13 protein-coding genes are annotated in these 11,445 nt (G+C 73.5%); 10 read left to right on the top strand and 3 right to left on the bottom strand.

Features of this window, described 5'->3' with window-relative positions; genetic code table 11:
- Nucleotides 1–456: 456 nt before the first annotated feature.
- From ACWCSD_RS36445 to ACWCSD_RS36415, 7 genes are all read left to right on the top strand, one after another.
- Nucleotides 457–1,206, top strand: coding sequence for a hypothetical protein (locus tag ACWCSD_RS36445; RefSeq protein ID WP_358302737.1), 750 nt, complete (start codon nt 457–459; stop codon nt 1,204–1,206).
- A gap of 1 nt (nt 1,207) precedes the next feature.
- Nucleotides 1,208–1,717 carry a hypothetical protein gene (locus ACWCSD_RS36440; RefSeq protein WP_397159907.1) on the top strand — a complete coding sequence of 170 codons (510 nt, stop codon included), beginning with the start codon at nt 1,208–1,210 and terminating at the stop codon, nt 1,715–1,717.
- Entirely contained in the window at nt 1,714–2,226 is a 513-nt protein-coding gene (locus tag ACWCSD_RS36435; RefSeq protein WP_397159905.1) for a hypothetical protein, read from the top strand. The genes ACWCSD_RS36440 and ACWCSD_RS36435 overlap by 4 nt, the downstream gene beginning before the upstream one ends.
- A gap of 9 nt (nt 2,227–2,235) precedes the next feature.
- Nucleotides 2,236–2,409: a hypothetical protein gene (locus tag ACWCSD_RS36430; RefSeq protein ID WP_352328893.1), complete on the top strand. Its 174-nt coding sequence runs from the start codon at nt 2,236–2,238 to the stop codon at nt 2,407–2,409.
- 18 nt (nt 2,410–2,427) lie between these two features.
- Nucleotides 2,428–2,970 (top strand): hypothetical protein, encoded by a 543-nt coding sequence (locus tag ACWCSD_RS36425; protein WP_397159903.1) that lies wholly within the window; start codon nt 2,428–2,430, stop codon nt 2,968–2,970.
- Nucleotides 2,967–3,359, top strand: coding sequence for a MauE/DoxX family redox-associated membrane protein (locus ACWCSD_RS36420; RefSeq protein WP_387676384.1), 393 nt, complete (start codon nt 2,967–2,969; stop codon nt 3,357–3,359). Before ACWCSD_RS36425 ends, ACWCSD_RS36420 begins: the two co-directional genes overlap by 4 nt.
- A 71-nt stretch (nt 3,360–3,430) precedes the next feature.
- A complete protein-coding gene (locus ACWCSD_RS36415; protein ID WP_449921822.1) occupies nt 3,431–4,507 on the top strand; it encodes a hypothetical protein in 1,077 nt (358 codons plus the stop codon).
- Nucleotides 4,508–4,538: 31 nt separating this feature from the next.
- On the opposite strand, the gene selD is transcribed toward ACWCSD_RS36415, so the two are convergent.
- Complete coding sequence (gene selD, locus ACWCSD_RS36410; RefSeq protein ID WP_449921820.1) at nt 4,539–5,531, bottom strand: selenide, water dikinase SelD; 993 nt, start codon at nt 5,529–5,531, stop codon at nt 4,539–4,541.
- A 127-nt stretch (nt 5,532–5,658) separates the two neighbouring features.
- Here selD and selA point away from each other — a divergent pair, with 127 nt between their 5' ends.
- On the top strand, nt 5,659–6,969 hold the full coding sequence (selA, locus tag ACWCSD_RS36405; RefSeq protein ID WP_449921818.1) for an L-seryl-tRNA(Sec) selenium transferase: 1,311 nt from the start codon (nt 5,659–5,661) through the stop codon (nt 6,967–6,969).
- Here the strand turns inward: selA and ACWCSD_RS36400 are convergent.
- Together ACWCSD_RS36400 and ACWCSD_RS36395 are read right to left on the bottom strand one after the other, a co-directional pair.
- Nucleotides 6,947–8,050, bottom strand: coding sequence for a flavin-containing monooxygenase (locus ACWCSD_RS36400; RefSeq protein ID WP_449921816.1), 1,104 nt, complete (start codon nt 8,048–8,050; stop codon nt 6,947–6,949). The genes selA and ACWCSD_RS36400 overlap by 23 nt on opposite strands.
- A 48-nt stretch (nt 8,051–8,098) precedes the next feature.
- The gene (locus tag ACWCSD_RS36395) at nt 8,099–8,812 is read right to left on the bottom strand and encodes a helix-turn-helix domain-containing protein (protein ID WP_449921827.1); all 714 of its coding nucleotides are present in this window, start codon (nt 8,810–8,812) and stop codon (nt 8,099–8,101) included.
- Between the two features lie 130 nt (nt 8,813–8,942).
- Between ACWCSD_RS36395 and ACWCSD_RS36390 the strand changes: the two genes are divergently transcribed.
- On the top strand, nt 8,943–10,874 hold the full coding sequence (locus ACWCSD_RS36390; RefSeq protein ID WP_449921814.1) for a fumarylacetoacetate hydrolase family protein: 1,932 nt from the start codon (nt 8,943–8,945) through the stop codon (nt 10,872–10,874).
- Nucleotides 10,875–10,960: 86 nt separating this feature from the next.
- A partial coding sequence (locus tag ACWCSD_RS36385) for a DUF6463 family protein (protein WP_449921812.1) occupies nt 10,961–11,445 on the top strand: 485 nt, incomplete at its 3' end.

The following is an 11,445-nucleotide window of genomic DNA, read 5'->3' as shown; positions in this document are numbered from 1 at the left end:
ATCCGGGCGACCGCCCAGACGTACTCGACCGGGCGGCGTCCGGCGGTGGTGGCGCCCGTGTGCGTGACGGGCCTGTCGATCGTGGCGGCCATGACGATCCCCTTTCAGCGATGGTTCGTCGTTCTCTTCCGCGCCTCCATCGCACCGTTTTCCGCGCGCCGCGGGCAGTGTCCTACGACCGTCGGTCGAAGGACCTTGGTCCTCACCGCCGTGCCGCCGCGGTGGCCGCGACCCCGTCTTCGGTGCATCGCCCAGGCGCCGCCGCCACACCCCGTAAATGACGAAAATATGGCCATTTACCGACGCCGAAGTGACCGGGCCGTAATGGCACCTTTCTCCCGAATTTTCCCACGGAAAAACGTGTGGATCTTGTGTCTTGACCTGGGTGATGGCGCGTGTAAGGCTTCGAGCCAAATGATCTAGCGCCCGCGATCTGCCACGAAAGGCTGGGGCTTAATGGCGCATTTATCCTCTCTTCGTACCGTCAAGAATTCTCTCCTCCAACTGGAGGTCGAGGACGCCGAGGCCGCCTCGCTGGCCTCCTGGACCGGCCACGTCCGCTACACCCCGAAATACGGGTCGCGGAAGACCACCGCGGAAACCTGGGGGCTCGAACTCGCTCCCCTGTCCTCCCTCACGGCAGGCGTCAACTCGGTCCGCGGACGCGAACGAGAGCGCTTCTCCCTGGCGGGCGGCGAGGTCGTCGTCTACGACTGCGAGGATCCCTCCGACGCCAGGTGGGCGGCCTGGCTCGGACCCTGGCACATGGCCCACGGGCTCTTCTACTCCCCCGAGTGGGAGTCGGCCGACATCGTCGACATGTTCAGCCGCGTGACGTGGCAGGACACCCCCGAGGGCATGATGGCCGACGGCGGCAAGCGGTTCGACGTCTCCATGGAGCTCTACGCGATCTCGATCGCGGGTGTCGGCACCATGACGGTCGAGCCGAAGCAGGCGGGGATCAACCGCATCCCCAAGTGGCGGGGCTACGGGGCGCCCTCGGGCGAGCTGTGGCGGCTGCCCGCGCCCCCGTCCGACTCGGTGGCCCCCTTCCTGCTGGTCACCGACACCGCCATCGTCACGCTGCATCCCTGGAACGCCCCGAGCTACAACAAGGCGGGCGTGGCGGCCCGCTCGGGCGCGGGCACCCCGGAGACCGCGGCCGACTTCCTGAACAAGGTCAAGCGCGTCGAGTGGCGGGCCTGACGTGGAACCGCTGACCGCGGTGGTCATCATCCTGGCCGTCCTGGTCGCTCTGCTGTTCGCGGCGGGGGCCGGACTCTACCGGCGGGTACGCGAGCTGGAACTGGCCACCTACAACGGGGTCGGCGTGCGCTTCGCCGCGGCCGGGTCCGAGGCCCAGGCGAACGGGCTGGGCGTGCCCGGCGCCACGACCATGGTCATCAAGGTCAACCGTCGCTGCCCCATCTGCGACGACGTCCTGCGCGCTGCCGCCGGGATGGCGCCCGGCCTGCCCTCGGACCTGTCGTTCACCGTGTTGTCGGACGACCCCGGGTTCGACAAGTCCCTGCCCGATTCCATCCGGGTGATCAAGGACCCGGCGATCTGGCGCGCGGCGAGCGTGCCCTACAGCCCGGCCCTGCTCGTCGTGGACGAGAACGGCGTCGTGGTGTTCACGGCTCCGGTGGGGTCGGGAGAGGCGCTCACGGAGATCGTCGACCGAGCGGTCGCGAACAGAAAGGGAGTGAAGCTGTGAAGGCCGAGAAGCGGACCTCGATACTCGACCAGATACCCAGCGCCGAGGAGATGCCCGCGCAGGCGTTGCCGACGCGGGTGGGCGCCACGCGCGAGGGCTGGAGCAGGCGGCGCGTGCTCGGCATCGCCACCGGCGCCGCCGTGGCGACCGGGCTCGGCGTCCTCGACCTGCTGCCCTGGTCGAAGCCGCGCGGCGCGACGGCCGCCGCCTACACCGCGTGGGAGACCTGCCACGGCTTCGCCGACGCCGGTTCCGTCTGCGTGCCGTCCTCCGCGCTCTACTCGGGCAACTGCTCCGGCTCCTGGCACCGCAACGACGGCGCGTCCGGCACCTGCTACAACCTCCGCTACACCCACAACCCCTCCAGCTGTGACGGCAACAACGCCTGGAAGTGGTACGGCGGCGGCACCACCAGCACCCGCCGCATGTGCTCCGACGGCTGGTACGAGTACCACGACTGCGGCGGCGGCAACGTCTCCCGCTTCTCCATCTGCCGTACGGCGATCTGACCCGAGTCCATGAGCGACTCCGCCACCAGAAAATCCGTCCGCCTGCTGGTGCCCGGACTGGCACTGATCGCGGCGGCGGAGGCCCTGGTGCTGTGTTCGAGGGTTGCGGGCGCGGACACGAAGGGCTTCACCTGGCTGGTGGCCGCCCTCGTCGCCGGCTTCTCCCTCTCGGGCTCCGTTTGAAGCCTGAACAGCGCCTGGGTGCTGTCCTCGTCGGTCCGGCGGGGTGCTGATGTCGCCGGCTTCATCGCCGGATTGTTCGTGGGAGCGGGCGCCGTCACGTTCGTGCTGGTGGTCGTCGGCTCCGTGCTGCGGGCTCCGTTCCCCGCAGTGGTTCTGCAGATCATGGTCGCCGCGGCTGCGGTGATCTTCCTGCTGCGCGAGCTGGACGTGTTGTCCTTCCCGTTGCTCCAGAACGCGCGGCTCGTGCCGCAGTTCGTCACCAGGATCCCCTTCTGGGGCGCCGTGCAGTTCGGCGCCGAGATGGGCACGGGGATGCGCACGTACTCGCCGACAGGGCTGCCGCACATCATGGCGGTGGCGATCCTGTTCCTGGCGTCCTGGCAGGAGGCGCTCCTGGCGGGCGCCGGCTTCGCGGCGGCGCGGGCGATGATGCTCCTGACCTTCGCCCTCGCGCGGGACCGGATGGAGGCGGACACGGCGTTCTATTTCACACTGCCGAAGATGAAGGTCCTGTTCGTCGTGCTCGCGGCGCCCGTGGTGGCGATGCTGGTGATCGGATGATCGCCCTCGTCGCCCGCTACGGGCTGGGTCTCGTCCTGGTGCTGGCGGTGCTCGGGAAGGCGCGCGACCTCGGCGCCTTCCGGAGCGGCCTGGCGGCCTTCGGGCTTCATGGACGGGTGGCCCGGGCGGGCGCCTTCACGGTGGTGACCGTGGAGGCGCTCGTCGCCCTCGCCGCCTTCTCCCCCGTCGCCGGCGACGTGCTGGTGGGGGTGGCCGGGACGTGTCTGGGCCTGTCGTTCACGGTGGCGCAGACGTATCTTCTGGTCATGGGCGAGCAGGCGGCTCCCTGCCTGTGTTTCGGCGCCGCGGAGCGGGCCTCGGCCCGCACGTTCGGCCGGGCGGCGCTGGTCCTGCTGATGGGGCTGGCGCTGTGGGGCGCCGCGGTCTGAGAACCGGCCCGGCCCTCCGCCGGCCTCGTCGGGTGTTGCAAGTGAGGCGTCCACGACGGAGGGTTGGGCCGGTGACCGACGACGGGTTCGGCGAGAAGGTCATGAGCGATCGGTTGCCCACGTGGCGACGGCCCCGCGGGCCGGCGTTCGTCCCGCGCAGGGCGCTGGTCGCCGGGTCGGCCGCCGTCATGGTGGTCGTCGGCGCTCTCGCCGTCTTCCAGGCGCGTTCGCCCGCCGGTCCGGACACCGGCGTGACGGTGGCCTCGCCGCCGCATGTCGTCCGGCCGCCCGCCCAGGCGCCGGCGCTGCCCGTCACCGGCCCGGCCGGGCGGGGCGTCCTGGTGTACACCGCCTGCCAGTCGCAGTGCCCCACCTTCCTGCTGCTCGCCGACGGCCGGCAGTTCCTGCTGGGCGCGCGGACCGTCAGCCCGCCGGGCAACATCACGCTCTCCCCCGACGGGCGCTGGCTCGGGCAACCCGTCAGAGGCGGGTACGAGGTCAGAGACCTGCTGGGCGTCGCGGTCCACCGGCTGGAACCGCCGGCCGGCGGCGGCGCGGACAGCGCGTACAGTCCATGGGCGTGGTCGGCGGACTCCCGGCGGCTGATCGTCGGCTACCACGCCAGCGGGGACGTGCGCTCCTACCGGACGCTGGAGCTCCCGAGCGGCCACCCCCGCGAACTCGACCTGCCGCCCGGACGGGAGCCGGTCGGCCTGCCGCCGTCGGGCGAGCCGCTCCTCCTCGACATCGGACGGCACGACAGGCCGCCGCTCGACCGGGTCACGCTGGAGCACGCCGGCACCGGCCGCGCCCTCACCCTGACGTCCGGCGCGGGCGTACTCAGCGACACCGACCACGGGCTGTCCGTCCAGGTGAGCGGCGAGCGGATCTTCACCCTGGAGTACTCCGGCGACCGGATCACGGTCCTGGAGTTCGACGTCACGGGACGGCAGGTGGCCCGCCTGCCGCTGCCGGCCGGCCGGTTCCCGGTCGGACCGGTGGACGGCGGCTTCGCCGTCGTCCAGGTGCCCCAGGACCAGGTCCGTGGGCGGCAGGAGCTGGCGGTGCTCTCCCCGTCGGGCGGCCGGCCGCTGTTCGACGTGCCCGGCCTGGCGGCCGTCGTCCTGCCGGGCGGGGCCCGGCACTAGGCGGCCGCGGGGTTTCGCCCGGCGTCGGCGTTCAGGGACGGATGACGACGGTGTGCCCGGTGTGCTCGATCAGCTCGCCGACCACCGGGGCGCCGGGGATCTCCCCGGCTACCAGCAGCCCCCCTGAGGTCTGCGCGTCGGCGAGCAGCAGCAGGGTCTCCTCCGGGACGTCGCCGGGGTCGAGATGCGGGGCCACCCAGTCGAGGTTGCGCCGGGAGCCGCCGGGGACGAACCCCTCCTTCACGGCCTGCGCCGCGCCGTCCAGCATCGGCACGGCCGAGGCGTGCAGCACGGCGGTGACGCCGGAGGCGCGGGCCAGCTTGTGGAGGTGGCCCAGCAGGCCGAAGCCGGTGACGTCGGTGGCGCAGCGGATCCCGGCGGCCACGGCCTGGCGCGCGGCGTCCGCGTTCAGCCGGGTCATGGTCTCCACGGCGTGCGGGAACACCTCGCCGGTGCTCTTGTGCCGGTTGTTGAGCACGCCCAGGCCGAGCGGCTTGGTCAGGGACAGCGGCAGGCCGGGGCGGCCGGCGTCGTTGCGCAGCAGCCGGTCGGGGTCGGCGACGCCGGTGACGGCCAGGCCGTACTTGGGTTCGGCGTCCACGACGCTGTGCCCGCCGGCCAGGTGGCAGCCCGCCTGGGCGGCCACCTCCGCGCCGCCTCGCAGCACCTCGGCGGCCAGGTCGTAGGGCAGGAGGTCGGGGGGCCAGCACAGGAGGTTGAGCGCGACCACGGGCCGGCCGCCCATGGCGTAGACGTCGGAGAGGGCGTTCGCCGCGGCGATGCGGCCCCAGTCGTAGGGGTCGTCGACCACCGGGGTGAAGAAGTCGGCCGTGCTGATGAGCACGGATCCGTCCTGGGTGCGGACCACGGCGGCGTCGTCGCCGGACTCCAGCCCCACCACGAGCTCCGCCTCGGGATCTCGGGGGAACGGCATGCGTGCGTCGCCGAGCAGCGATTCCAGGTCCGCCGCGGGGATTTTGCAGGCGCAGCCGCCGCCTTGGGCGTACTGCGTGAGCCTCTTCATGATCACACCTTAGGACGATCACGGCCGTCATGATCGCTTTTCTGGCGGTTGATCATATGATGCCTGATCGGCCCTGGTACGAGACCTGGAGACACCGTGCTTCTCACGCCGAACGGACGTCCCTAGCATGACCGACCATCGTCGATCCATCCCGCGCACGGACACGCTGCTCGCCGACCCCCGGCTGGTCGAGGCCCGACGGCGGTTCGGCCACGCCCAGGTCAAGGCCGTGATCGTCGCGGCGCAGCGGCGGGCCAGAGAGGGCGAGCTCGCGCCGGAGGACGTCCTGACCGCGGCGCTGGCGGCCCTGCCCGCCTCCGCCGCCGGCCTGCGGCCGGTGATCAACGCCACCGGCGTGCTGCTGCACACCAACCTGGGCCGCGCCCCGCTGTCGGACGCCGCCCGCCAGGCGGTGCAGCTGGCCGCCGGGGTCACCGACGTCGAGCTCGACCTCGACACGGGCGACCGGGGCAGACGGGGACGTACGGCGCTGGCCGCCCTGGCCGCCGCCGTGCCCGCGGCCGAGGCGGTCCACGTCGTGAACAACAACGCGGCGGCGCTCGTGCTGGCGGCCACCGCGCTGGCGGCAGGCGGCGAGATCGTGGTCAGCCGGGGGGAGCTGATCGAGATCGGGGACGGCTTCCGCCTTCCCGACCTGCTCGTCTCCACGGGGGCCCGGCTGCGCGAGGTCGGCATGACCAACCGCACCGCCCTGGCGGACTACGCCGACGCGATCGGGCCGCGGACGGGCCTGGTGCTGAAGGTGCACCCGTCCAACTACCGGATCGAGGGGTTCACGGCCGACGTCCCGGTGTCGCGGCTGGCGGCGTTGTGCCGGGAGCGGGGTGTCCCCCTCGTCGCCGACGCCGGCTCGGGGCTGCTGGCCCACGAGCCGCTGCTGCCCCGCGAGCCCGACGTCACGAGCTGGTTGACCGAGGGCGCGGACCTCGTCACCACCAGCGGGGACAAACTGCTCGGCGGCCCTCAATGCGGGCTGCTGTTCGGCCGCGCCGACCTCGTAGACCGGCTGCGCCGCCATCCCCTCGCCCGCGCGCTGCGGGTGGACAAGATCACCCTGGCGGCGCTGGAGGCCACGGTCGCGGGCCCGCCGACGCCGACCTGGGAGAGCCTGCACGCCGATCAGGCCACGCTGCGCTCTCGCGCCGAAGACCTGGCGGCCCGGCTGCGCGACAAGGGGATCGACGCCGAGGCCGTCGACAGCCGGAGCGTGGTCGGCGGCGGGGGCGCGCCCGGGGTGTCCCTGCCGAGCGCCGCCGTCGCGCTGGACCGGCGGGCGGCCGCTGCGCTGCGCCGGGCGCAGCCGCCCGTGCTCGCCCGGGTGGAGAACGGCCGCTGCCTGCTCGACCTGCGCGCGGTGCCGTCCGGCCACGACGGGACGCTGCTGGCCGCCGTCCTCACCGCGTGGCCGGAGGGCTGACCGGGCCCGCCGTGGACGACCGCGGCGGCGCCGCGCCCGGGTAGCTCCGTGCCACCAGGGCCGCGTCGTGTCCCACCCAGCCGAGCAGGGCGGAGCCGCGGTTGCGCTGGAAGGGCAGGCCGACGTACGTCAGGCCGGGCACCGGGCTGATGCCGCCGGTGTGCAGCGGCACGCCGCCGGCCAGGGCGCCGGTGTGCAGCGGCACGCCGCCGGCCAGGGCGCCGGGCACCCGCAGCCAGCCGTAGTCGGGCCGGTAGCCGGTCGCCCAGATCACGACGGACGGCGTGACGGTCTGCCCGCCGGCCGTCCGCAGCCGGCCGCCGTCGGCCGAGACGACGCCGTCGACGACGCGGACGCCCAGGCGGCGCAGTCGCCCGGGGCCGACGCCGATCAGCGGGTCGCGCTCGCGGACGAAGCGGCCGAACCGCCCGCCGGCCGGGGCGGTGACCACCCCGAGGGCCCGCAGCCAGGCGAAGACGTCGCGGCCGAGGACACGCTGGGGCAGCACCGGCTGACGCTTGCCGACCGCGAGCGTGACCTGCCGGTCCCGGCTCAGCTCGGCGGCGATCTGCAGGCCGGAGTTGCCGCCGCCGACCACGAGCACGGGCCCGTCGGGCAGGAGGCCCGGGTTGCGGTAGTCGGCACTGTGCAGGGCGACGATGTCCGGCCCGAGCGGCAGTGCGGGGACGTGCGGCCGCTGGAAGGGGCCCGTCGCGACCACGACGCCGTCGGCGGTCAGGACGTCCCGGTCGGTGACCGCCTCGAACCTCCCGTCCGCGGCGCGGCGCAGTCGTGAGACGGAGGCGCCGAGCCGGACGGGCAGCTCGAAGTGCGCCACGTAGTCCTCCAGGTAGCCGGCCACCTCGTCCTTGCCGGGGTGGCGGTCGCCGTCGCCGGGCAGCGGCAGGCCGGGGAGCGAGCTGAGCCGGGCGGGGGTGAACAGGCGCAGGGAGTCCCAGCGCCGCCGCCAGGACTCTCCCACGCGGGAATGGGCCTCAAGGAGGAGCACGCCGTGCCCGGCCAGGCGCAGTTCCCGGCCTGCGGCGAGCCCTGCCTGACCGGCGCCGATGATGATGATCACATGGACCAGCCTGGCCTGGCCGGGGCCCGGCGGGCTTGAACGAACCTGCTAACCCTCCAGCCAGCGCACCCCGGTGGCCAGCGCCGAGGGCGCGTCGCCCATCATGCGGCGCACGGTCCGGGTCAGGTGGGCGGCGTCGGAGAAGCCGGCCGCGTGCGCGGCGGCGGTCAGCGTGGCTCCCCGCGACAGTGAGGAGAGCGCGGCCCGCAGCCTCGTCCACAACACGTACGGCCGGAACGGCAGGCCCGCCTCCTGCCGGAACAGGTGGGCCAGCCTGCTCTCCGACAGGTGCACGGCGCCGGCCACCGTGGCGAGCCGCACCTGCGCGGGCAGGGCCGCCTCGACCAGCCGCATCGCGTGCGCCAGAGCGGGGTGGAGGGGTGGCGGCGGCGCCGTGCCCGTCAGCTCGTCGGCCAGGCCGGCCAGGCCGGGCAGGTCACGACGGGCCGGCGGGCGCGCGTCGAGGCTCCACGAGGCGGCCGGACCGGCGGCCTGTCCGCGGGACGGCCGCCCGGCCTGGGCGGGGTCGATCAGGACGAGCAGGGCGTCGTCGGCGCCGCGCACGATCTCGTGCGGGGTGTCGGCCGGGATGAGCGCGGCCCGCACCTCGTGCGCCGGCCCGGTGCCGCCGCGCAGGACCAGGCCGTCCCCGAACAGGAGTTGCACGGCGTGGTGGGCGTGCATGCCGCCCGCGCCGACGTGTCCGGCGTAGTAGAGGCGGCCGGGCGTGATCGCCGCCCATCCCCGCCGCGGGCTCGGCATGTTCACGGGCCGCCATGGTGATCGATCGCCATATGGCGATGATGCCATGCGATCGGCTATGCCCGACGACCGAGCGAATGTCAGCGGCTATAGCCTATGTTGGTCAACATAGAGACGAAGGAGCTCCCCCATGCGTTGGGTGACCTACGCGACCGGCACCGGCGACCGCGTCGGCGTGCTCGGCGAGGATCTGATCCACCCCGTCGCGCCCGGTGTCCGGCTGCTCGATCTCCTCGGCGGCGGCGCCGAGGCGCTGCGCGCGACGGGCGAGCAGGCGCTCGCGTCGTCGGCGGAGACGGTTCCGCTGGCCCAGGCGAGGCTGCGGGCGCCCGTTCCGCGCCCGCCCTCCATCCGCGACTGCCTGTGCTTCCTCGACCACATGCGCAACTGCCGGCAGGCCGCCGGTCAGCCGCGCACCCTGCCGGACGCCTGGTACCAGGTCCCGGCCTTCTACTTCGCCTGCCCCTCGACGGTCGTCGGCCCGTACGACGACGTGACGATCTCGCCGGGCAGCGCCTGGTTCGACTTCGAGCTGGAGATCGCCGCGGTCATCGGCCCGGGCGGCCGGGACCTCACGCCGGAGGAGGCCGAGGAGCACATCATCGGCTACACCGTCTACAACGACTGGTCGGCGCGGGACCTGCAACTGCGGGAGTCCCCGCTGGCGATCGGCCAGGCCAAGGGCAAGGACGGCGCGACCACGCTCGGCCCGTTCCTGGTCACCCCGGACGAGCTGGCGCCCTACCGCCGCGACGGCCGGCTCGCCCTGCGCGTCGAGGCCGCCGTCAACGGCGAGATCGTCGGCTCGGGCCGCACCGACGGCATGGACTGGAGCTTCGGCGAGGTCGTCTCCTACGCCTCGCGCGGCGTGGACCTGCTGCCCGGCGACGTGTTCGGCTCCGGCACCGTGCCGGGCTGCTGTCTCGTCGAGCACCTGTCGATGGCCGACCCGTCCGCGTTCCCCGGCTGGCTGGGGGACGGCGACGTCGTCGAGCTGACGGTCGAGGGGCTGGGCCGGACCCGTCAGACCGTCCGGGCGTCAGCCAAGCCGTACCCGTTGACGCCGCGGCACGACCCCGACCGCCGCCCGCCGCGCCCGCGCGTCAACAACGCCCGCTCCAGGCTGCCCTACACCCGAGGTCTGCACGAGGTCGGCGCGGGCGTGTGGGCCTGGCTGCTGCCCGACGGCGGGTACGGCCTGAGCAACGCCGGGCTCGTCACCGGCGAGGGCGCGTCCCTGCTGGTGGACACGCTGTTCGACCTGCCGTTGACGGCCGAGATGCTGGCCGCCATGCGGGAGGTCACCGACCGGCATCCGCTGACCCACGCCGCCATCACGCACTCCAACGGCGACCACTGCCACGGCACCCAGCTGCTGGGCGAGCGCGTCGACATCGTCTCCGCGGCGGCCACCCGCGCGGAGATGCGGCACGAGATGCGCCCCGACCTGCTGACCGCCGCCCAGGTGATGGACATCGGCCCGGCGACGCCCTACTTCCGCGAACGCTTCGGCGCCTTCGACTTCAGCGGCATCCGCCTGCGGCTGCCCACCCGGACGTACGACCGGGAGCTCACCCTCGACATCGGCGGCCGGGAGGTGCGCCTGACGGACCTCGGCCCCGCCCACACCAGCGCCGACACCGTCGTGCACGTGCCGGACGCGGGCGTGCTCTTCGCGGGCGACCTGCTGTTCGTCGGCTGCACGCCGATCGTGTGGAGCGGCCCGATCGCCAACTGGATCGACGCCTGCGACAGGATGCTCGCCACCGGCGCCCACACGATCGTCCCCGGCCACGGCCCGGTCACCGACCCCGACGGGATCCGCGCGGTGCGCGGCTACCTCGCCCATGTGGTCGACCAGGCGGACGCCGCCCACGCCCGCGGCCTGTCCTTCCCCGAGGCGGTCGGCGCGGTGGACCTGGACGAGTACGCCACCTGGCTGGACGCCGAGCGGATCGTGGTCAACCTGCACCGCCGCTACCGCGAGCTCGACCCCGCCGCCACTCCCCCGCTGGACCAGATGACGCTGATGGCCATGATGGCCGAGAGGGCGCTCGCATGAGGCCGCCGGAGACCGCCCCAGGAGAGGGAGCGGCATCCCCCTCGCGAGGGAGCACACCGGACGGCTCCCGGGAGAGGCTGGCAGGCATGAGCACCTCCTCCCCGCTCGCGACGGCCACACCGCCGGACCGGCTCACCATCTGGGCCGGGCGAGCCATGATCTTCATCGCCCTGGCGCACACCGCCGTGTTCGCCCCCCTCGCCCCCTGGGCGAGCTGGCTCGCCGGAGACCTGCGCAACGGCCTCGCGGACGGCGACTCGCAGGCGGTCTTCTGGGCGCTGCCCGGCGGGTTCGTCGTGGTGCTGGCGCTGCTGGGTCTGCTGGTGGCGCGGGCGGGGCGGCAGGGGCAGCAGGTTCCCGGATATGTCGGGTGGGCGATCCTCGTCTGGGGGGCCATAGGCGTCGGCCTGATCGGAATGAGCGGTTTCATTACCGCGATCGTGCCTTCCGGGCTGCTCATCGCGGCGAACGTCATCGCGGTGCGGGTGGTGGCCATGGCGGGTGATCCCTCCGGTCGTCGTCCGTTCGACACTATCGCGGGGCCGCGGAGCGGGTGGCGGGGGGCGTTCGC

It is taken from the genome of Nonomuraea sp. NPDC001684, from assembly GCF_053596515.1.
The sequence above is the reverse complement of the archived record's forward strand: the minus strand, read 5'-3'. Positions and strand labels throughout refer to the sequence as shown.